At 36.1% G+C, this 21,555-nt stretch carries 21 protein-coding genes; 3 read left to right on the top strand and 18 right to left on the bottom strand.

Translation table 11 applies throughout. The features are described from left to right. Positions 1 to 10: 10 nt before the first annotated feature. The 3 genes from ADJ67_04660 to ADJ67_04670 are packed head-to-tail and all read right to left on the bottom strand — an operon-like array spanning position 11 to position 3,224. Positions 11 to 1,603, bottom strand: a complete 1,593-nt coding sequence (locus ADJ67_04660) for a hypothetical protein (protein AKT47004.1) — start codon at positions 1,601 to 1,603, stop codon at positions 11 to 13. Beyond that, entirely contained in the window at positions 1,596 to 2,309 is a 714-nt protein-coding gene (locus ADJ67_04665) for an ABC transporter (protein AKT47005.1), read from the bottom strand. Before ADJ67_04665 ends, ADJ67_04660 begins: the two co-directional genes overlap by 8 nt. 39 nt (positions 2,310 to 2,348) lie before the next feature. After that, positions 2,349 to 3,224 carry a hypothetical protein gene (locus ADJ67_04670; protein ID AKT47006.1) on the bottom strand — a complete coding sequence of 292 codons (876 nt, stop codon included), beginning with the start codon at positions 3,222 to 3,224 and terminating at the stop codon, positions 2,349 to 2,351. Positions 3,225 to 3,304: 80 nt separating this feature from the next. On the opposite strand from ADJ67_04670, the gene ADJ67_04675 reads away from it, so the two are divergent. Beyond that, positions 3,305 to 3,805 (top strand): hypothetical protein, encoded by a 501-nt coding sequence (locus ADJ67_04675; protein AKT47007.1) that lies wholly within the window; start codon positions 3,305 to 3,307, stop codon positions 3,803 to 3,805. On the opposite strand, the gene ADJ67_04680 is transcribed toward ADJ67_04675, so the two are convergent. The 4 genes from ADJ67_04680 to ADJ67_04695 form a co-directional block, all read right to left on the bottom strand. Then, positions 3,789 to 4,271: a hypothetical protein gene (locus tag ADJ67_04680; GenBank protein AKT47008.1), complete on the bottom strand. Its 483-nt coding sequence runs from the start codon at positions 4,269 to 4,271 to the stop codon at positions 3,789 to 3,791. The two genes, ADJ67_04675 and ADJ67_04680, sit on opposite strands and share 17 nt — an antisense overlap. Before the next feature lie 171 nt (positions 4,272 to 4,442). Next, positions 4,443 to 5,282 (bottom strand): pirin, encoded by an 840-nt coding sequence (locus tag ADJ67_04685; protein AKT47009.1) that lies wholly within the window; start codon positions 5,280 to 5,282, stop codon positions 4,443 to 4,445. A gap of 89 nt (positions 5,283 to 5,371) precedes the next feature. Continuing rightward, entirely contained in the window at positions 5,372 to 6,142 is a 771-nt protein-coding gene (locus ADJ67_04690) for a hypothetical protein (GenBank protein AKT47010.1), read from the bottom strand. Then, positions 6,139 to 7,209, bottom strand: a complete 1,071-nt coding sequence (locus tag ADJ67_04695; GenBank protein ID AKT47011.1) for a hypothetical protein — start codon at positions 7,207 to 7,209, stop codon at positions 6,139 to 6,141. The genes ADJ67_04690 and ADJ67_04695 overlap by 4 nt, the downstream gene beginning before the upstream one ends. Positions 7,210 to 7,386: 177 nt before the next feature. On the opposite strand from ADJ67_04695, the gene ADJ67_04700 reads away from it, so the two are divergent. Then, complete coding sequence (locus ADJ67_04700) at positions 7,387 to 7,998, top strand: flavin reductase (GenBank protein ID AKT47012.1); 612 nt, start codon at positions 7,387 to 7,389, stop codon at positions 7,996 to 7,998. A 72-nt stretch (positions 7,999 to 8,070) separates the two neighbouring features. On the opposite strand, the gene ADJ67_04705 is transcribed toward ADJ67_04700, so the two are convergent. The 8 genes from ADJ67_04705 to ADJ67_04740 form a co-directional block, all read right to left on the bottom strand. Beyond that, on the bottom strand, positions 8,071 to 9,117 hold the full coding sequence (locus ADJ67_04705; protein AKT47013.1) for a ribonucleotide-diphosphate reductase subunit beta: 1,047 nt from the start codon (positions 9,115 to 9,117) through the stop codon (positions 8,071 to 8,073). Between the two features lie 51 nt (positions 9,118 to 9,168). Next, positions 9,169 to 11,682, bottom strand: a complete 2,514-nt coding sequence (locus tag ADJ67_04710) for a response regulator SirA (GenBank protein ID AKT47014.1) — start codon at positions 11,680 to 11,682, stop codon at positions 9,169 to 9,171. Positions 11,683 to 11,858: 176 nt separating this feature from the next. Further along, entirely contained in the window at positions 11,859 to 13,625 is a 1,767-nt protein-coding gene (locus tag ADJ67_04715) for a 1-deoxy-D-xylulose-5-phosphate synthase (GenBank protein AKT47015.1), read from the bottom strand. A gap of 36 nt (positions 13,626 to 13,661) precedes the next feature. Continuing rightward, positions 13,662 to 14,219 carry a chromate transporter gene (locus ADJ67_04720; protein ID AKT47016.1) on the bottom strand — a complete coding sequence of 186 codons (558 nt, stop codon included), beginning with the start codon at positions 14,217 to 14,219 and terminating at the stop codon, positions 13,662 to 13,664. Continuing rightward, positions 14,220 to 14,768, bottom strand: a complete 549-nt coding sequence (locus ADJ67_04725) for a chromate transporter (GenBank protein AKT47017.1) — start codon at positions 14,766 to 14,768, stop codon at positions 14,220 to 14,222. It lies immediately after the preceding gene. A gap of 18 nt (positions 14,769 to 14,786) precedes the next feature. Next, positions 14,787 to 15,677, bottom strand: coding sequence for a hypothetical protein (locus ADJ67_04730; GenBank protein ID AKT47018.1), 891 nt, complete (start codon positions 15,675 to 15,677; stop codon positions 14,787 to 14,789). Then, a complete protein-coding gene (locus ADJ67_04735; protein AKT47019.1) occupies positions 15,674 to 16,165 on the bottom strand; it encodes an MFS transporter in 492 nt (163 codons plus the stop codon). Before ADJ67_04735 ends, ADJ67_04730 begins: the two co-directional genes overlap by 4 nt. Before the next feature lie 126 nt (positions 16,166 to 16,291). Next, complete coding sequence (locus ADJ67_04740) at positions 16,292 to 18,430, bottom strand: hypothetical protein (protein AKT47020.1); 2,139 nt, start codon at positions 18,428 to 18,430, stop codon at positions 16,292 to 16,294. 450 nt (positions 18,431 to 18,880) lie between these two features. On the opposite strand from ADJ67_04740, the gene ADJ67_04745 reads away from it, so the two are divergent. Beyond that, on the top strand, positions 18,881 to 20,026 hold the full coding sequence (locus tag ADJ67_04745) for a hypothetical protein (protein ID AKT47021.1): 1,146 nt from the start codon (positions 18,881 to 18,883) through the stop codon (positions 20,024 to 20,026). A 44-nt stretch (positions 20,027 to 20,070) separates the two neighbouring features. Here ADJ67_04745 and ADJ67_04750 read toward each other — a convergent pair whose 3' ends face one another. The 3 genes from ADJ67_04750 to ADJ67_04760 form a co-directional block, all read right to left on the bottom strand. After that, the gene (locus ADJ67_04750; GenBank protein AKT47022.1) at positions 20,071 to 20,646 is read right to left on the bottom strand and encodes a uracil-DNA glycosylase; all 576 of its coding nucleotides are present in this window, start codon (positions 20,644 to 20,646) and stop codon (positions 20,071 to 20,073) included. A 63-nt stretch (positions 20,647 to 20,709) separates the two neighbouring features. Next, a complete protein-coding gene (locus ADJ67_04755; protein ID AKT47678.1) occupies positions 20,710 to 21,108 on the bottom strand; it encodes a NimC/NimA family protein in 399 nt (132 codons plus the stop codon). 120 nt (positions 21,109 to 21,228) lie between these two features. Further along, complete coding sequence (locus ADJ67_04760; GenBank protein AKT47023.1) at positions 21,229 to 21,540, bottom strand: hypothetical protein; 312 nt, start codon at positions 21,538 to 21,540, stop codon at positions 21,229 to 21,231. Positions 21,541 to 21,555: the final 15 nt, after the last annotated feature.

A 21,555-nucleotide genomic window follows, 5' to 3' on the forward strand; every position in this document is an offset into this window, starting at 1 on the left:
CTAGCCCTTCCTATACCTGCATTTTTTTAAATAATGACTCGCCTTTTAGCTTTAATATTATAGCCATAATTAAACAAACTATGAGATAAAGTACGAGTACAACACTTGTGAGCTGGTTAAGCTTAAATATTTCTTCTTTTACAAACAATAATAGCAGACCTATAACTCCACCTTCTATTGCAAATCCACATAGAAGTGAAAGAAGTGGTGCACTAGACTGTTTGATTGCAACAGCCTCATTCGTCCAATTAAACTTTGGAAAACACATGCCTAGGAGAAGTCCAATCATAGCATTTAGCAAAGTTGTTGTCATTGGAATTAGAAATACCATTACTCTGTCAACAGGATTTAAATCAATTGCAAACTGGATGATTGTACCGCTTATAACTATGAATGGCAAGCTGAACAAAAGATGTGGTATTAGCTTTGCGAATATAATATCCTTTTCCTTTATAGGAAGTGATTTCAAAATCCAAAGAGTTTTTGCTTCTAGTGAAAAACTTGGACTAGAAATAGTCACCATTCCTGTACTTAAGCCAAGACCCATGCAGATGAATAATCCTACTACATCAATGCCTAGCATTCCTACATAGTTATTTAGGCTTTCCCCTCCAAATAGAAGGTATATGCATATTAGTGGCATAAATACCACACCAACACCTGCATTCAGTATATATGTTGGCGAACCAATAAACATTGCAAATTCCTTACTTATGAGGGCTGATTTAATACTCTTTGCCTTAACCTTCTTTTCACGATATACAATCTTCTTTCCTCCCTTTGATCTCGTAGCAATTGATATAAAACTCTTACTGAGGAAATAGCATACGAGCGCAAATGGAACGCAACATATTAGTATAAATAGTAATACGAAAAGAATATCAGTATCAGCAATTGCCCTTCCATATACATAGAAGATAGCTAAATATTTTTGGAATATCTCAGCTACAGCAGCTCCAGATTTAGCCATTTCTGACATCAAATTTTGCCATGCAAAGCAGAGATAAAAATATGCAAGCATGAAAATAAGTGAAAATGCAACGATTATAATCTTTGGTTTTGCAACCTTGCTAGATATCCAAGCAATAAGCCAACCAAACATCATGGAAAATGTCATTGAAAGAACTGGCAAAAATAGTAACATCAATATAAATACAATGAATATTCCTAAGTTAAATCCAATATCATAGATATACACAATTATCGCAGGTGCAGTTGTTGCAATTGCATATATATAATTTAGTCCAAGCAGTGATAGTATACGTGATAAAATTATATGTATTGGCTTTATTGGCATGGACAGTAGTATTTCATTATCGTTTGCATCATATATTTGTTTTTGCGTTAGGAAAATACTTCCTAAGAAACATAGTGAAAAAACAACTATTCCGCAAAAAGCAAAATATAACCAGTCAAGTCCTATCACATTATATGGCACGCAGATAGAATGAAATATTTGCGTAAACAAAAATCCTACTGCTATGAATGCAACTAGATATAGGGCAATAAGACCTAAAATATTTGCATTCTTCTTTTTCTTTTTGCTGCCTTGCATCTGGTTCATTATTTCCAGAAAGCGCAGCTTCATCAATATCTTAAGCATCGCTTCCCTCCAAATTGAGGAATACATTCTCAAGTGAAGTATTTCCCTTAACTTCTTCCATGGTTCCACATGCAATTAGCTTACCCTGCTTTATAATAGCAACCTTATCACAGAGCTTTTCTGCCACTTCAAGCACATGGGTTGAGAAGAATATTGCACCACCATTATCGCAGTGCTTTCGCATCTCTTCCTTAAGCAGGAATGCCGCCTTAGGATCAAGTCCAACAAAAGGCTCATCCATGATAATAAGCTTAGGTGCATGAACAAAGGCAGAAATCAAGGCAAGCTTCTGCTTCATGCCATGTGAGTATGAGCTAATTGGCTGTGCTAGATCAGATGTAAGACCAAATAAATCTGCAAATTTACGTGTTCTCTCTGCTCTATCCTCTTCTGAAACTCCAAAAATGTCTGCTATAAGATTGATATACTTGATTCCGGATAGAAATTCATATAGATCTGGATTATCAGGGATATATGCAATTTTTTCCTTACATAGCATAGGATTCTCTTTGATTGATACTCCATCGATGAAGATTTCGCCTTCATCAAATTCTAAAATTCCACAACATGACTTGATAGTAGTTGTCTTACCTGCACCGTTATGCCCTATAAAGCCATAAATCTCACCCTTCTGTATATGTAATGTCAAGTTATCTACAGCCTTTTTGTCGCCGTATATTTTGCTTAGATTATTTATTTTTAGCATGTTTATCTCCCTTTAGTAATTTTTATACACAAAAATATATCAAATTTTAAAAGCATTTTCAAGCCTAGCAAAAATATAAGAATTATCTATTTGCTTATCAGTAAAATACTCAAATGCCTTTACTCCTTGATATACAAGCATAGGAAGACCATTTGAATATTTAGTGCAATCCTCTCTCTTTGCCCTTTCCAAAAGTTTAGTCTCACCAGGATTATATATTAAGTCTAAAACGCATATATGCTTAGGAAGCTTTATTTTGTCATCTAATGGATTTTTATCTATGTCTTGCCCCATTCCAAGTTTTGTTGCGTTTATTAGCAGATCAGCCTCATTTACTAGCTTTGATAGAAGTGCTTTATCTTCGGCAATATATATCTTCACATCTATGTTAAAACTATTTCTTATTTTATCTATATAAGCTTTTCTGGTTTCCATGCTTTGCTTTCTCACAAATACACTGACCTTCTTGACATTATTTCTTGCAAGAGCGTATAAAACTGCCTGCCCAGCACCGCCAAGACCAAGAATACACACCTTGCTTGTAGAAACATCGACACCTAAGTCTTTTATTGCCATTTCAACACCAAAGATGTCTGTATTATAGCCATATAGTCTTCCCTCCTTATTTACAACAGTATTGACTGCATTGCAAAATCTTGCCTCTTCTGAGACATAGTCAAGATACTCTATAATAGCAGTTTTATTAGGCATTGAAATGTTTGCACCTGCTATTCCTAAAGTTCTCATAGATGAAACAGCGTCGCCAATATGCTCTTCATCTACATCAAAAGCCATGTAAGCAGCATTTATATTCAATTGTTCAAAGGCACTGTTTTGTATAAGCGGTGAAAGCGAATGCTCACACGGGCTTGCAAATAATGCGTAAAGCTTTGATCTACCATCAAGATTTCTCATCTAAATTCTCCATACTATTGAAGCAATATTACATAACCATTATAATCTAAAGTAATTATATTGAAAATAGGTATGGATAAATGGATAACTTATATATTATCGGGTTCATGGGAAGTGGCAAGTCTAGTCTTTCATTAGAGCTAGATAGAATTAATATCAGAAAACTAATTAGCACAGATGAACTAATAGAAAATCGTATTGGCATGAGTATATCTGATATTTTTGATAGGCATGGCGAAGCTTTTTTCAGAAAGCAAGAGCATATGCTTCTTTGTGATATATCAAAGAACGACGGACAAATCATAGATTGCGGCGGCGGCCTTCCATTAAATCCCCTAAATAGAGAACTCATCAAAGCAAGTGGCAGATGCATTTATCTAAAAGTAAGTCCTGAAACAGTTATATTTAGGCTTGAAAAAGATGAATCCCGACCTCTTCTAAGAAATAAAAAAAGCATAAAGGAAATATCCATTATGCTTAATGAACGTGTTAAAATCTACGAATCCATAGCTGATATCAGCATAGATTCCAATAAATTATCGACAAAAGAAATAGCCGAAAAGCTTATTCCTTATCTGTAAGCAGTTTCTGATCACAGTAAGGACATTTCTCCGGAACCATCAGAAAACTTTTGTCAACTCTTCCGATGCGAAGTCCCTTTCTCTCTGAGATTATCTGAGCTCTCCTATTGCCTGCTGAAGCCTTTGTTCCACTAGGTACAAAGTAAGATAAGCTCTCATTACAGTGCGGACACTTCCAATTTTTCTTTGGAATTGCACCAGCAAGGAAATGAACTATTATATAGGCGATAATGCTGAGCGCCAAAATTAATCCACAAATCTTACCAGCACCAGTCTCAATGAACTTGGTATCTCTTGCTTTAAAAAAAACAGAAGCTCCTGCTACGATTGCAAACGATATGCCAAAAAAGGCAATACAGATAGTCTGAATTTTATTTATTACAATGCTCTTTCTAATCTGTTCCTTTTGGCCATCATTGATAACCTCATCTATGGATATTTTTTGGATTTCGTATGTCCTTGCCATAATACCTCGATAGTTACTACTTTCTCTTATATCCTGTAATCATTGCAGCAGCAAAACATCCAACTGCAGCCCATGCGAAAAATCTGTGATACTTCATCTCTTTCCTCCTAAAAATTCATGAAATAATAATCTTTATCTAATTATGCTATATATGTATGAAAAAATCAAATACTAATAATCTATTTTTTCCTTTAGGAAAGTGCCCTTATCCAGCTCATCAAAAGCTTCTAGTAGTTCATCCCTAGTATTCATAACAATAGGACCACCCCATACAACAGGCTCTTCAAGCTTCTTAGAACTCATAAATAGGACCTGTGCATCTCCATTATTAGCTGTAATCTTAAGTTTATCACCATCAGAAAGCTTTGCAGCAGTCTTTTCTTCTACATGCTCACCTTCAATAGAAACACTGCCTAAAAGAGTAAATATCATAACGGAACTATCTTCTTCCATATCTAACTCTACAGATTTACCGGAAGCAATGTGTATATCATAATAATCAAAAGGTAGATAATTTCCTTTGTGACCCATGTGCTCACCAAATTGCCCTGCTAAAAGCCTAAGCTTTCCACCCTCTATATTAAATTCCTTGATGTCAGCATTCTTAATGCTATGATATTCAGGCTTGCACATCTTATCCTTAGCTGGAAGATTAAGCCAGAGCTGAACCCCTAGCATCCTCTCACTTGCAGGAAGAGCTTCTTCGTGGAGAATTCCTGATCCGGCTGTCATCCACTGAACTTCACCATCAGAAATGGTATCTTCATTTCCCATTGAGTCCTTGTGCTGCATTCCTCCCTTATATACATAGCTTACCGTCTCAATACCCCTATGTGGGTGCATAGGAAAGCCAGCAATGTAATCCTCAGGATTCACACTATCAAAGGAATCTAGCATCAAAATTGGATCAAATGCCTCTATATCCTTATGACTCAAAACTCTCACGAGACTAACCCCTGCTCCATCTTCAGTTCTAAAGCCCTTTACCTTCTTAACTACGCTTCTATTCATTACATCTCCTAAAAGTAAATTTGTTCTCTATATTCTCTAATCTGAATATCCCTCTTAGAACTTATTCACTTTTTGGGTGTATTTAATCACTAAATTCTCTTTTCCTTTGAAAATGCTGTATAAGCATAGGCAGAAATAAAAGATATTATAGGTATTATCAAAACGCATCCGATTACGCATACGCTTATAGTCGTCACACCTTGAGCAAAATCCTTAGAATTTATCATTGTTGAAAACGAATAAAACATAAGGTAATTTACCATCAAAAGCATATACTCACCAAAGAAGATAAATACCAGTGTATTAACAGTTGAATTTAATATCTCTTTTCCTATGTTAATGCCTGAATCAAAAAGTTCTCTCGAGCTGAGTTTTTGCTCATGTCTATAAACCTCATACATGCCCGAACTTATAGCAACTGCTGTATCGATTATAGATCCAGCAAGAGCAAACACTACTACTGCAACCTGTACTGCGAACATATTTCTTCCGATGTTACCCTTATATCCATTGGTCTCATTTATATGCTCACCGCCAATAGCAGTGAATCCTTGAAGATGAGCTAATTTAACTATAAGACATATTAGACCAAACATCGCAAGCACAGTTAGCAGAACCGAAATAAATGCAGCGTGAGTCTTTAAATTCACCTCATTTTGATAATACACGGTTATAGCTGTTATCAAAATAACTGCTATAACTGAAATTCCTATAGGCGAAATTCCCATGTTCATAAGCTTTATGGAAATAAGCAATACAACAAAGTCAATACACACTGTTATAAGCGATTTTGCTGTTTTATCTCCTCCTGTTAGAAGGGACAATGTAAGAAAAACTAATGCAAGAATAATTATCATCATATCTCCTTACCCCCTCTTTTTAACATTATTGAAGAAACCAAAACAGATACTGGAATAGCAATTAGAATTGCAACAGCAGCCATGAGAAATCTCACTATATCAAAATAAGCATCAAAACGCATAACCGTCTTATATTCTATATCGTTTGCTACTGAAATTATAAACGTCGGAATTATAGCAGCTATATTTGTGAAAAGTACAACGCTTATCATCGTTCCCGTTATATCATCAGCTACGGCCTTTGCTGACCTCATAAGTTCATTTATTTGTATGTGAGGATTCTTATTTATTACTTCTGAACTTGCAACAGTAATTGTAACCGCTACATCTATAACTGCACCTAGACAGCCTATGATAATCTGAGCAAGGAAAAACTGATTAGCTTGATTTCTTGTATAAGGCTCAGGTATGAAGTCAAGGAAATCATAATCTATCTTTGACATATATACCAAAGCAGACGCTAGTCCGAGAACAATAAGGCTTACAGCCACAGTAGCTGCAAGTGAAACTAACATATTTTTATTTATTCCATTAATAAGACTCAAAACAATAATTGTAAAACCAAGGCTTCCAAGAACCGTAAGGAGAAGTATGTTCATTCCCTTCATATAAGCAAGTATGATTAAATAAAAGAATATAACATTGACAATAAGGCATAGCGAAGCAAGAAGCCCCTTCTTATTTCCGAATATAACAAGAAGGCTCATCAATATCATAAATGTGATGGCTATGAAATAATCCCTTTTTAGTCCTATAATTTCTGTGTGCTTGGCATTAAGAAAAACTATATCTCCCTTGCTGTACTTCTCATCATAGACATGAGATACATCGTATTTATTATGGACACTTACACTTTTACCTTTATCACTGGTGTTCATGAGTTTAAGCTCTATGTTTTGAAGCTGCTTATCCTTATACTTTTCTTCGCTTACACTTGCTACCTTTGCTATAGGCTTTTGATAGATAGAAAAATTATTGTAAACAAGTATACATATGGTAAGACTTACGATTAACATAAGCACCGTTCTTAGTAAATAGCTTTTCTGTAGTTTCTCACTTATATACATGACTTTCCTTTCGATTCATATTATCTATATTATAATCTAATTTTGTTATCAAAATGTGTAGGAATTAAATTTTTCGCTATAATGTTTTTTATTTTTAAAAATCATAATTCGTGGTATTAATAGACTATAAGTTTCTTTATATAAAATAATAAGGATTAGAAGGTAAAAGGTTTAAAAATGAATAAAAACGCACTATTTAAGATTTCATACGGCTTGTATGTTCTTACATCAAAGGATGGCGACAAGCACAGTGGATGTATCATCAATACAGCAATGCAGATAAGTGAAACTCCTTTAAGAGTCTGTATTTCAATCAACAAGGCTAACTATACTCATGACCTTGTTATGAAGAGCAAGAAATTCAATATTTCTGCCCTAAGTCAGGAAGCAGATTTTGATACATTCAAACACTTTGGATTCCAGAGCGGTAGAGATGTTGATAAGTTTGCAGGCTATGATTCATACAAGATTAGCGAAAATGGTCTTGCTTACGTAACAAAGGGTACAAACGCATTTATTAGCGCTGAGGTTGAAGAAACTCTAGATAGCGGTAGCCACACCCTATTCATTGCAAAGGTTACAGATGCAGAGATTCTTTCAGATGTTCCATCTACTACATATGATTATTACCAGAGCAACATCAAGCCTAAGCCAGAAAAGCCTGCTGAGTCTGACAAGACAGTTTGGGTATGTAAGGTTTGTGGATATAAGTACGAAGGAGAAGAACTTCCAGAAGACTATATCTGCCCTCTTTGCAAGCATCCAGCTTCAGATTTTGAGAAAATGTAATAAAAGAAGGAAACTACACGTTTCATTCTTTGATAAAAAATTCCTCGCGCATAAACGCGAGGAATTTTGTTTTTAGAGATCGTCTTCGATAGCACTGCTCTTAGCATAAGCTGTAGACTTAGCCTCAAAGAAGTCTGTCTTAACCATGTTAGCATCAGCGTACTGTGATACCCATCTCATGCTTTCTGGCTCTTCTTCATAACCCTCATATAGAGTTCCAAGTCCAAGTGATGAATACCTCTGGTTTCCGAGGTACTTGATGTAATCCTCTACCATCTTCTCGTTGAGACCTGGTATTTCATTTCCGATTACATACTTACCCCAAGCGATTTCTTGATCTACGCCTTCCATAATCATTTCACGGAGAACAGCTAGGTTCTCATCATTGAATAAACCTGGCTCTTCTTTACGAAGCTCCATGAGCATATTTCTGAATAACCATAGATGTGTATTCTCATCTCTGTTGATGTATCTGATTTCCTGAACACTTCCTGGCATCTTGCCGTTTCTTCCAAGGTTATAGAAGAACATGAATCCTGAGTAGAAATAGATACCCTCTAAAATGAAGTTAGCTATACAAACTCTTAGGAAGCTATCCTTGTTTGGATTATCAACGAATTCATTATATAGGTCACCGATAAAACGGTTTCTGTTAAGTAAATGTTCATCAGTCTTCCACTGGTATAGAATATCGTTCCTCTCAGTAGGATTACAGATTGTATCTAGCATATAGCTATAGCTCTGGCTGTGTATGCACTCCTGAAAAGTCTGGATTGAGAGGCATAGGTTTATCTCATTTGCTGTAACATACTGTGAGATATTAGGTAGATTTGCTGACTGAACTGAGTCTAGGTAAACTAGAAAGCTCAGAATTTTATCATATGCAGTTCTCTCCGCAGGCAGAAGCTTTGGATAATCGCTCTTATCCTGGTGCATGTTGATTTCCTCAGGAATCCAGAAGTTGTTCATAGCCTGTCTGTACCAGTCAGAAACCCACTCGTATTTCATGTTGTTGAAGTCATTGATATTTGTTGTATCAAAGTTAATAAGACTTCTATTTCTTACATCAATATCGCCCTCTGGATTAAATAGAGGCTTTTTCATTATCATATCGCTCATTTGATTCTCCTAATCTCATTCTATAATAGACTTCTTTTAGATTTCTCTATATTATGCTGAACAGCTATCGCAATCCTCTGGATCAAGCGCTTTAGATCTTACGTAGTAAACAGTCTTAACGCCCTCTTCCCATGCTAGTATATATAGGTTCAGAAGCTGACTCATCTTGTAGTCATTAGTTATCCAGAAGTTAAAGCTCTGCGCCTGATCAATATGTCTCTGGCGTATACCTGCAGCTCTTACTGACCATGTCTGGTCAATGTAGTGAGCCTGCTTGTAGTACCAGTATGTAGCCATTGAAAGTTCTGGAGCAACTCTAGGTAAGATAGCACCCTTCTTTTCTTCAAGGAAGAATCTATTCATAACTGGGTCAAGTCCAGCTGTTGTACCTATCAAAATTGAAGTTGAGCTTGTAGGTGCAGTTGCCATTATCCAAGCATTTCTGATTCCATTCTCAGCAACACTAGCCTTTAGCTTTTGCCATCTCTCTGAGTTATATTCTCTGCGATCAAAGTACTTTCCGTCTTGCCACTCACTTCCCTCAAATAAGCTATATGAACCCCTCTCCTTGGCAAGCTCATTGCTCGCCTTTACTGCAGCATATCCTATGTCCTCAAATACCTTATCTGCAAATGCGAGGTGTTCCTCTGATTCCCACTTAATTCTATTCTTAGCTAGCATGTGATGGTAACCTGAAACTCCAAGACCTATAGCTCTGTATTTCTGGTTTGTAAGCTTAGCATCGTTTATAGGATAGAAGTTCAAATCGATTACATTATCAAGAGCTCTGATTACAGTTGAAGTAATGTCCTCTAGCTCCTTATTGTCGTGAACGTTTATATTTCCTAAGCAAAGTGATGCGAGATTGCACACGACGAAGTCTCCTGGCTTGGTTCTTGTTACAATTACCTCATCGCCCTCGTGAGTTTCTACTGTTGTGCTTACAATCTCAGCTTCACTCATGTTCTGAGCAATCTCAGTACAGAGGTTTGAACAGTAAATCATACCCTTGTGCTTGTTAGGATTCATTCTATTTACTGTATCACGATAGAAAGCAAATGGTGTTCCAGTCTCAACCGCTGACTTAAGAATTAGCTTTACAAGTTCCTTAAGCCCGATTACTCTCTTGGATATTCTAACGTCATTTACACAATCCCAATAACGCTTCTCCCATTCTTCACCAAAGGAATCCTCTAGGCAGTAACCCTTTATCTGCATGATATCATGTGGGTCCATTAGGTACCAATCCTGGTTTAGGTTTTCCTTAGCAAGTCTCCAGAAAAGGTCTGGATAGCAAACAGCTGGAAATACATCGTGAGCCTTCATTCTGTCATCACCGTTGTTTGTTCTTAGCTGCAAGAATTCAGGAAGATCCTTATGCCATGCATCTAGGTAAACTGCAACAGCACCCTGTCTCATACCTAGCTGATCTACTGCAACAGCTGTGTCGTTAACAACTCTGATCCAGCGAATAACTCCACCGCTTGCTCCTTCGAAGCCTCTGATGCTTCCACCTCTAGATCTTACCTTACCAAAGTACATTCCCATGCCGCCGCCAAACTTGGAAACATCGGCGAACTTGGATACACTGCTGTAAATTCCATCAAGTGAATCAGGTACTGTATCAATAAAGCAGCTTGAAAGCTGATGATATGGCTTTCTTGCATTTGACTGGGTAGGTGTAGCCATTGTGACCTTCTGAAGGCTCATAATGTCGTAGAACTTTCTAACCCATGTCATTCTATCCTCGCCTTCCTTCAGAGCAAGGTGAAGAGCTATACCTAGGTACATCTCCTGTGGTGATTCCAAAACAACATGTGAACGGTTATGAATCAAGTATCTGCTTATTAGAAGGTCTAGTCCTGCATATGTATATAGGTTATTGCGCTCATCATCGATGAACTCAAATGCCTCTTCTATTTCTTTCTTGCTGTAGCTATCTAGGATATATTTTCCGTAAAGTCCCTCTGATGTCAAATAGCGAAGCTTCTCATAGAATGAAGTTAGACCGTAGTTTTCCTCGGTCTTCTTAAGCTCTCTGCTAAATGTGTAGTAAAGAAGTCTACCTGCAATTTTCTCCCAATTAGGCTCCTCCTGTGTTGTAAGCTCAGCTGCTGACTTTGTCAAAAGCTCTAGTCTAGCATCTATAGTGCTATCAGGCTTCTGCATAGCAATATACTTAGCCTCAAGTCTTGTAAGGTCATAATGCTCATAGCTTGACTGAATTGAAGCAAGAACTGGAAGAAGGTTCTCGTCACCAATCTCTGCTACAAGAGCTTCTCTGATCTTACGCATCTCAGCTCTCTTCTCTCTATAAAGAATGTAGCTCTTAGCTGCATCAAAGCAACCATTAGCCATCATTACACGCTCAACTGCGTCCTGGATTTCCTCAACGCCAGCCTGCTCTCTATCTGCAAACTCTGCTTCAACCTGTCTAAGTAAATCTGCAATTAGATCAGCATCGTGCTCAACTCCGACAGATATAAACGCTTTTTCCATTGCCTTAACAATCTTATCCCCTGAATAGCGTTCCTCTGCCATACTCCTTTTAATTATTGTTTTCATCAAAAAAATCTCCTGACTATTGAATACATAAAAATACAACATATATTGTTGTTACCGTAATAGTATACCCTATATATGCTAAAATGTCGCCTATTATTTTAAATAAAAGCCAAGTTTTTGCAATGTTTTTTTGCAATAAACTTGGCTCAAAAATCTCGTTGTTGAAAATACAAGCGTTAAAGCGATAGCATCTCTTTTATGTCATTTAAAATTGACTCATCATCCATGCCAAGCTCCTTCAAAAGTGCTTTAGCATTGTATCTATCGTAGAACTTTTTCTCTAGTCCATAGTTTTTAACCTTAAGATTACTGGTTCCTAAATGCGAAGCTATCTTCTGTCCAAAACCACCAGCAAGAATACCATCTTCAAGCGTTATAACTAGCTTGTGAGTCTCTGCTAATGAGTCTAATAGTTCTTTATCAATACCAGATGCAAATCTCGGATTTATCAAAGTAGGTCTAAATCCGTATTTCTCTTCTACAGCCTTAGCAAGTCCTTCGCCCTTTTGGTAGAAACCCCCTAGCCCTATGATTGCAAGCTTTTCACCCTTTTGAGTAAGCTCGAATTTATCCAGTTCTCCAATGCTAAGAATCTGTTCTCTACTGTTTACTTCATTTCCTGGCATCAAAATCATTACAGGATGCTCTCTTTGATCTACCGACCAATCAAGAGCCGAAAGTAGCTCTTCCTTTGATGACGGTGAGATTATTACTAGGTTAGGAATATTTGAAAACTCAGCAATTCCGAAGATCCCTAGATGAGTCACATCTCTCATGCTAGCAAATGAAGCTGATGTAAGGAGAATTGTTATAGGTAAGCTATTTATACAAATATCGTGAGATATCTGGTCATATGCTCTTTGCATAAAGGTTACACTAGTAAATACCAAAGGCTTAGCGCCTGCCTTTGCTGCACCTCCAGCCATTGCTATAGACTGCTCTTCAGCAATTCCAACATCGACAAACTGATCTCCTAGTGCAATTCTATCTTCCTTAGATAAATCTAAACAACCAGGCATATTAGGTGTAATAACCATAAATGAACTGTCAGCCTTTGCCTTATTAATCACGTATTCTCTAGCTAAATCGCTATATTCTGGTTCATCGCTCCATTCAACTTTAAGCTTTCCTGTCTCTCTATCAAAAGGAAGTGTCCAGTGCCAATTTTCGCGGTCTTTTTCGGCAATCTCATAACCCTTTCCTTTGATAGTATTTATATGCATAACTATTGGATGATCTATATCCTTTAGTTTCTCAAATGCTTCTATCATTTTTGCTATGTCATTACCGTCCTCGACATAAACATAGTCTAGACCGAAAGCTCTAAATATATTATTTTCTGACTCTCCTTGTGTCTTCCTAAGCTCTGAAAGACTTTTATATATTCCACCATGTGTTTCAGAAATCGACTGCTGATTATCATTCACAACAATTATTAGATTTGATTCAATTTCTGAGCCAGCAACATTTAGACCTTCTAGAGCTTCTCCTCCAGATAAAGAACCATCTCCAATAATAGCTATAACATTTTCCTTCCTTCCGAGGATGTCTCTAGCCTTAGCAAGCCCTGTGGCAAGTGAAATAGAAGTCGACGTATGCCCTATATTAAACAGGTCATGCTCGCTCTCTTCTGGATTAGTATAGCCAGAGTCATCACCAAAATGCTCATCACAAATATAGCCTTCTTTTCTTCCAGTTAACATCTTATGTGGATACGACTGGTGAGATACGTCAAAAACAATCTTATCCTTAGGCGAATTAAAGACATAGTGTAGGGCAATTTCAGCTTCAACCATACCGAAATTAGGTCCGCAATGTCCGCCTATCTTTGTTAGCCTATTAAAAAGAGCTTCTCTTATATCTTCTGCAAGATTCTCTAGCTCCTTGATGTTTAATTTTTTGACATCCTCTGGTCCATTTATTTTATTTAGTATTTCGTACATTATTTCCCCTCTCAATCAAAGGTTTTGCTCTAAACCCTATAACTCAAATATAACCCCTATAAAACCTGATAATACTATAAGCACTATTGGATGTGGTTTCTTCCAAAGGTGAAGCGCAAGCACAAATCCTGCTAATGCAAGAGATGGCCACCTTACAAATTCGGTAATCGCTCCTGTATTACCAAAGTTAAATATTGAAATTTCTATGACGCTGAAAGCTGCTGCAAATATAAGCCCCGTTGAAGCAGCTCTAAGTCCATACATAGAATCCTGAACAAGCTTTGATTCCTTAAATTTATTTAATAGCTTTGATACAATTATTATAACTATAAACGAAGGTGCAACTATTGCTATAGGACCAAGAACAGCGCCTAAAATACCAAATTGCATGTAGCCTACATAGGTTGACATATTTATTCCAGTAGGTCCTGGAGTACTTTGTGCAATAGCCACCATATTAGCAACATCCCCTGCAGTGTACCATCCAGTTTTTCGCCCTATTTCATATAGAAACGGAAGAGTTGCAAGTCCTCCGCCTATTGAAAACAAGCCTGTTGTAAAGAAATAGTAAATTAGTAGTGGTAACTGTTTCATCTACTTCACCTGCCTTTTGGCTTTGATGAGCTGAAAAACAACCCCTATAAGCCCAGCTGCAATAACTAGTATTACTGGTGAAGTTATCTTAAGAATGGCTAAAACAGCTGTCGCAACAAAGATTATTGCTGTAAAAACATCTATAACTGACTTCTTACCCATATTATACACAGCAATCAAAATCAGAACGCATACACAGGCTCTAATTCCATTAAATGCATGTATAACGACTGGTAAATCCGCAAAATTTGTCAAAAAAGCTGCAATTATACTTATTATTACTATTGAAGGAAAAATAACTCCAAGTGTAGCGACCATTCCTCCTAAAATACCTGCCTTTTTATATCCTATAAAAGTCGCGGTATTAACTGCAATAACACCTGGGGTAATTTGACCAATAGTAAAATAATCTAAAACTTCCTCGTCGCTAGCCCATCCTCTTCTATCGACTATTTCTTTTTGTATAAGTGGTAGCATTGCATATCCACCGCCAAATGTAAAGCCACCTATTCGCATAAATGATGTAAAAAGCTCTACCAAAATCTTCAATGTATGTATCACCTCAATTTAGTCCTGTACATCCTTTGATTTAGATTTAAAAAAAGGAATATCCACTTCCATCAAAATAAGACTTATAACCATCAAAACCATACCAACATAGCTTCTAGGTCTAAGTATCTCATTTGCAAACACAAATGCAATTACAGAGGCAAATACTGGCTCTAGAGTAAAAATAAGACCTACATGACTAGCTGTTGTATACTTCTGCTGTATAGCCTGGACAACAAATGCAATACCTGTGCAAAATAGGCCTAGAAAAAGTGCTGCTACCCATACTGACGTTGACTGAGGCAAGCGAGGTTTCTCAATAATAAATGATAAAATCAAAGTTACAATAGCAACAAAGGCAAGCTCAAAAACACCCATATTAAGGGCATCTACCCCTTCCGTTTTCACAGCCTTCTCAGTAATAATTAAATCTATAGCATAGCATAAAGGTACACCAAGAGAAATTATATCTCCTGATCTAGGTTTAAGTGTATCGCTAAGTGTCAGAAGCGCAAGTCCAAAAACACATAGGATAAGACAGGCTAATAGCTTCTTAGATGGTTTTATCCCCTTGAATACAAATTCAAGCAAAGGTGTAAAAGCAACTGGAAGTGCACAAATGAACGCTGCGTTAGAAAGCGAAGTTCTTGATATTCCATATGCATATGAAATATATGTTCCCGTCAAAGCAATGCCTATTAAAATGCTGTATTTAATCGTGACTAAGTTAACCTTAATTATTTTTTTGAAGAACACTACTCCTAAAATCAAAAATGCAGAAATAAAGCGAAACGCATTTAGAAACATAGGTGGCATTTCTTTCATGCACAAATCAGTAAGATAATATGTTGAGCCCCAAAATCCTGTTATTATTACAAAAAGTAAATCGGCTCTCTTCTGTTTACTCAATGGTCTTCCCTCTTCTTTACTTCTTTTCTCTTAGCAGTAAATTCCTCTACTACAAGCTTATATACGGCTGTACGCGGAATTGCAGCTGGATTAAACCAAGCTTTCTTGCCAGGATGATAGTGATCCATCAAAATTTCAAGTGCTTCGAATTTTTCTTTCTCGTCCTCTATCATCAAAATATGACCTTTTCCCATTACGCTCTCATATGCATAAGTACAATAACCTCTTTCCTCAAAATACTGAAGCTCATGATTGCAGTCCATTTCAAAGCTTGCTCTATTATCTTTTTCTATAAGCTGAAGCTTCTGACCTTCTAGCGCACTGTGAAAGTAAAAAGTCAGCTTTTCGTCTTCCACACTTACTCCAAAATTTAGAGGTAAAATATATGGATATCCGTCATTATTTAATGCAATTCGACATATATCACAGCGTTTGATTATATCATATATTTCCATAAAATCATTTATTTGTCTATCTTTACGTCTCATAATTTCTCCATTCCTAGCTATATATATTTATCATTGAATTACTCTATAACATATATTCTACTCTAAAGTAATATAAAATCAAATTATTACATAAAAAAACGCTGAACTAAGTCAGCGTTTTTGGAACTATTTCTGTTTCTTTCTTCTATATATCATCCCAGCTACGATTCCAAGTCCAGCAAGTCCTGCTGCTGCAAGGTATAGCGGAAGGTTAGAAGTATCACCTGTGTTAGGCTTATTTGGTTTTACACTATCTGTATACTTTAGTGTGAAAGTAATATTGTTGTAATCAGTTGGCGCAATTGCATCTGCTCCCTCTGGTAACTGCTTTCCATTCCATTTAAAATCAAATCTTACAGCCTTGCCATTTGAGTTCATGATAGCCTTACCAGAAAATGCTCCACTAACTTCACCCTTTACTGTATAGTTAGTATTTGGTTTTGCAGCTGAAGTAAATACAGCACCATCAAGCTTAACTTTTAGATTATCATCAACTGACTTTATATCACGTGACAGATCATCGTAGTTAACATAAGTCTTTGCCAGTTTGATTGTTACAGTAACCTTATTTCCGGTTTTCTGTACATTTGTAATCTTGAATACACCCTTATCTCCCTCTAGAGTAGCTCTTGGTGTTGATGAAGTAAATTCCATCTCTGCAGGCAGTTCAAGACTTGATACAAATGTTGTGTCGATATCGCTAAGCGTTACTTGATTTCCTAAAGGATTATTGTAGAAATTTTCTATAGCTGTCATTTTATCCTTAATAGGCTTTACATCAAGAAGTCCTGTAAACTCATGTTTTACATTCTTTTTGCTCACATAAACTGCATCGTGTTCTGTTTCGTTTCCGATGAGAATATCTCCCATCAAATCTTCTTCTGACTGCATTACAACTTCTGCTGGAAGTGAATACTTAACTGTATATGTAATCTGATCCAAATCGTTTGGTGCAATAGCATCAGCTCCATTTGCTGACTGCTTTGCAGTCCATTTATAATCAAAGTTAATTGTCTTATTAGCGGCATTTGTAGCCTTAGCTTTAAATGTTCCGCCTAAATAACCTGTCATAGTATAATTGGTATTAGGTGTAGCAGAATCAGAGAACTTAATTCCCTTAACTGTAACAGTTAGATTGTCATCCACACTGTTAATCGCTGTTGAAAGCATGTTATATGTAGTATAGCTTGCAGAATTCTTGAGTCCTAGCTTTATTTTGATCTTATCGTTATTTACATTCTGAGACTTTATTTCAAATATTCCGTTAGCACCTGTGAGTTCAACTGTAGGATTAGCATCTTTAAACTCTAGTCCATTTGGAAGAGTTAACGAAGCTTCAAACTCTGTATCAAGATTCTCAATCGTTACCCCTGCTGCATATGCTGTCTGGAATGTAGTCTCAAGACGTCTCATCTCATCTTTAACAGGCTTAATATTAAGTACGCCTGTCATATCAAAAACTGCATCCTTAGATGTTGTCATTACACTGTCATGCTCTGTATCGGTACCTATTGTAAGGTCACCCTCTAGAAGACTATTTGTACCGTGATCTTCAGGAAAGCTTGGTGAATCTGGAAGTCCACCTGTAAATGGTACATTTGCAATGTCTGTTACATATGTCTGAAGACCAAACTTAAGCGTAGCTGCAATCCCATTTGGATATGTTGAAAAATCGCCATTTGCTGTTATTTTCTCACTTTCAAATTTTTCAGCTTCTGCCTTGCTATTTGCAGTAATTGAATATGGTATCTCAAGTTTTACTGTATGAGCATCTGGGTCAGCCTTATCCGCATTATAGAAATTTAAGATTCCTGCCCAGTTAACGTCCTTTAGATGTATCTTAAAGTTAACTGTTCTTCCATTAACAGTTGAATCAATGCGATTTCCGTCTATCATTGATGCAGTGTTTGTCTTTGTGATAGTACCAATATCGACATTCTCTGGAAAAGTCACATTATATTCTATGTATGCAATCTGATTCTTTCCATCCTTACCATGAGGATAAAGTCCAGCATTAGCAGCAGTTTGCATCTCGCTTTCAAGTGCCCCTAGCACTCTAGTCATAGGTACATTTATTGTTACCTTTCCATTGTACTTAGCTTTATTTGCGGCTACATTTTCTACCGTTCCTTCTGATCTTACATACTGAGCTATAGGTAGTACTGTTGCGGCACTAGCTGGTATAGCCGTTACTAACTGGCTTACAATCATAACAAATGCAATTGCAAGCACAAAGAGTTTTTTACCATGCGTTTCTGTTCTCATAATAATCCTCCATTTAATTTTTAGTTTTATCTTCATCCATAAAAAAATGCTACATATATCTATATTAAACAGTGTAGCAAAATGTATTTCCGGCTAATTTAAACGATATAGCGACTCATTTACTTCTAAAATCGAGCCAATATATTTATACACTTTGTTAAAATAAATAAACATATTATATTGCATAAAATTAGTCAGAATATCAATTTCCATTTTAATATTGACAGACTAATTATACCATATAAAAAAAATAATCAAAACATTCCTCTTACATAAAACTACTTATAATTCACATAGATTTAATTGCATTTAGACTATTATTGTTATGAAATTGTTTAAAACTCACAGTTAGTGGATACGAACTATATGTTTTTTAAAAAATTGTATTGAATCGCACATAGGAGGAAAAATGAAAAATCCACGCTAAAAAACAAAATATTATCTTTTGCATTGTCCACTGCACTTGCAACAACTCTTGTAATTGGAGGAACTACTCTTGCCTTTGCAGATGAGTCACACACTATAAACAATGCATCATATCAGTCACTTCAAAGTTATTACAATGCTAACAAGACTGCAATGGATAGCTCTAATGAGTGGCAGTTTGGAAAAAGACAGATTAATGTCGGAACATCAAATAATTCAGATCCCGAATTCGAAATCCCATCTAATATAACATCGGTAAAGGGATATGGTGATGAAACAGAAGGAACAGTTTTAAATCCATATTACTATAACAACAATTCCATTACTATAAAAACTGCTAATAACTCAAGTACAACTCTTGATAATCTTTATTTCAACAAGGATAATAATGGCTATACAGTAAAGCTTAAAACAGGTGATAACTCAAATACAACTGTAAAAAATTCCGTTTTTGAAGGCCCTATTACAATAAGCTCTGGATCAACTCTTAATCTTACAAACAGCGAAATATATGCAGCAATGACAAACAATGGTGGAAACCTATTTATAGACAATAGTAAATTTGGTAATCTTAATTCAGGAGCAAAGCTAGAGATTAGCACTAACAGACTCGATAATGGTACAGTAGGAACAGCATATAGTTCTACAATTAATTTCAACAAGTCTCTTGCAACAAACAATGCATCAAGCATTCAGCTAGACCCTACACAGGCAGTTGTGAATACAGATATAGCTGGCCTTACTGCAAGACTTATCGATAATGGCAACGGTAGTTATAGTGTAGTTGTTGAAGGCACGCCAACTGCTGAGGTTACAAACGGAATTGTAAATGTTGCTCTTGTATATGGAAATGCAGCAAATGGCGGATTCAGTTTTAATATTCCATACTATGTCAATATTGCAGCTGCACAGCCTAGTCCTGTGACTCCTGTAAATCCAGTAGTAAATCCAACTAATCCTGTAGTGAATCCAAGCAACCCAGCATCTCCATCAAATAATGCTGCTTCACCTTCAACTACAAATATATCATCACAGTCAATTAAAACATCTGCTCCAAATACTGGTGATTCAAATAATATGCTAGTAGCTATTTCTGTAGTTATTATGTCGGGACTTGCTATGGCAACATTAATTTATTCAAGAAGACGCACATCAAACTTAAACAAGTAGACATGTATATCAAAAAGGCCTTGCATAATGCAAGGTCTTTTAATCTATTTCAAGATATTCTTAACTGTTTTTTGTAGCACTGGAACAACATTTTCTATAAACCACGGATTCTTTGCCTGCCATCTGAAGTTCAATGGACTTGGATGAACAATTGGAAAATATCTAGGCAGATATTCGTCGAAACATCTGACAGTTTCTGTAAGATTTTTTTTCATTTGTCCTTTTAAATAATAATCCATAGAGTACTTTCCTATCAAGATAGTCAGCTCAATATTTTTTAACTCATTAAGAATTGACTCATGATATTCATTTGCGATAAATTTTCTTGGAGGTAAATCACCTGTTTTACCCTTTCCTGGATAATAAAAATCCATTGGCAGTATTGCAATTTTATCTGAGTAAAATGTATCCCTATCTATTCCCATCCAAGAAATAAGAGTATCACCCGACTTATCATTAAATGGGATAAGTGATTCCTCAACTTTCTTTCCAGGTGCTTGTCCTATAATTAAAACTTTTGCTTTACTGTTCACTTGAAGTATAGGTGGAATATTTCTCTTAGTATATTCGTAATTTCTACTATCATTTTCAATTTGACTAATTATATCATTTAGTGACATATTCTCTCCTCCATTTGACTATAAATTAAATACCTCACCATCATCAGTGGTGAGGTAAAATCATTATAGTTCTATAACCTTGTTTTCTCCCTTAGAAGAGCAAAGTCTAACTGTTCCACTTTCAAAATAGAACGCTGGCATTATATCGTCTTCCTTTGAGTAAACTGAGCTTATAACATCAATATCTGAATCCATAAGTGCTATTCTTGCCTCACGACTTTCATCCTCTTCAACCTTACCATTTATTCTTACCCATGAACCATGTGTATTCATACCACAAATCTCAACATTACCATTCTGCTTAATCTGGTCATATACAAGCTTGTGATTGCTTGAAATGAAGTAAATCTTATTATCATGCTCACATAAAACACTAATAGGACGAACAAAAGGTTTTCCATCTTCAACTGTTGCGAGGAAAAAATTATTACACTCCTGTAAATATTCCATTATTTCTTTCATCTTCTCTGTCATGTTTCTACCTCCATAGATTATTATTCAATCTTACTTAGCACTTCTCAGTGCAATAAATCTACTATTTGCATTATCCACCAAATTATACATAAAATCAACTACTTTGATTTATTTTATATTATGTTTTTTCATTCTTTCTTCATAGATATTATTTATAATCTGGCGGATCTCATTTTTTTCTTTTTCTGGAAGTTCTCCCTCTCTCTTTGCAACTGCAAAAAGCTCAGGATACTCTTTAGACATAAACTCTATTGTTTTAGTTGCTGCGTGTCTTCTAACAAAGAATGGGATTTTCTTCATCCAAGCCTCTGGTACAAGCGCAAGAATTTTCTTTGCTGCTTCTTTATCACTTATAACAGCGTATGAAAGTCCTTTCTCTATTTGCTTTTGTTCAATTTCTGTGAAATCTTTCTTTTCCATTTTATCTCCTAACCC

The sequence above is a fragment of the Eubacterium sulci ATCC 35585 genome (genome assembly GCA_001189495.1).
GTDB lineage: Bacteria > Bacillota > Clostridia > Peptostreptococcales > Anaerovoracaceae > Eubacterium_B > Eubacterium_B sulci.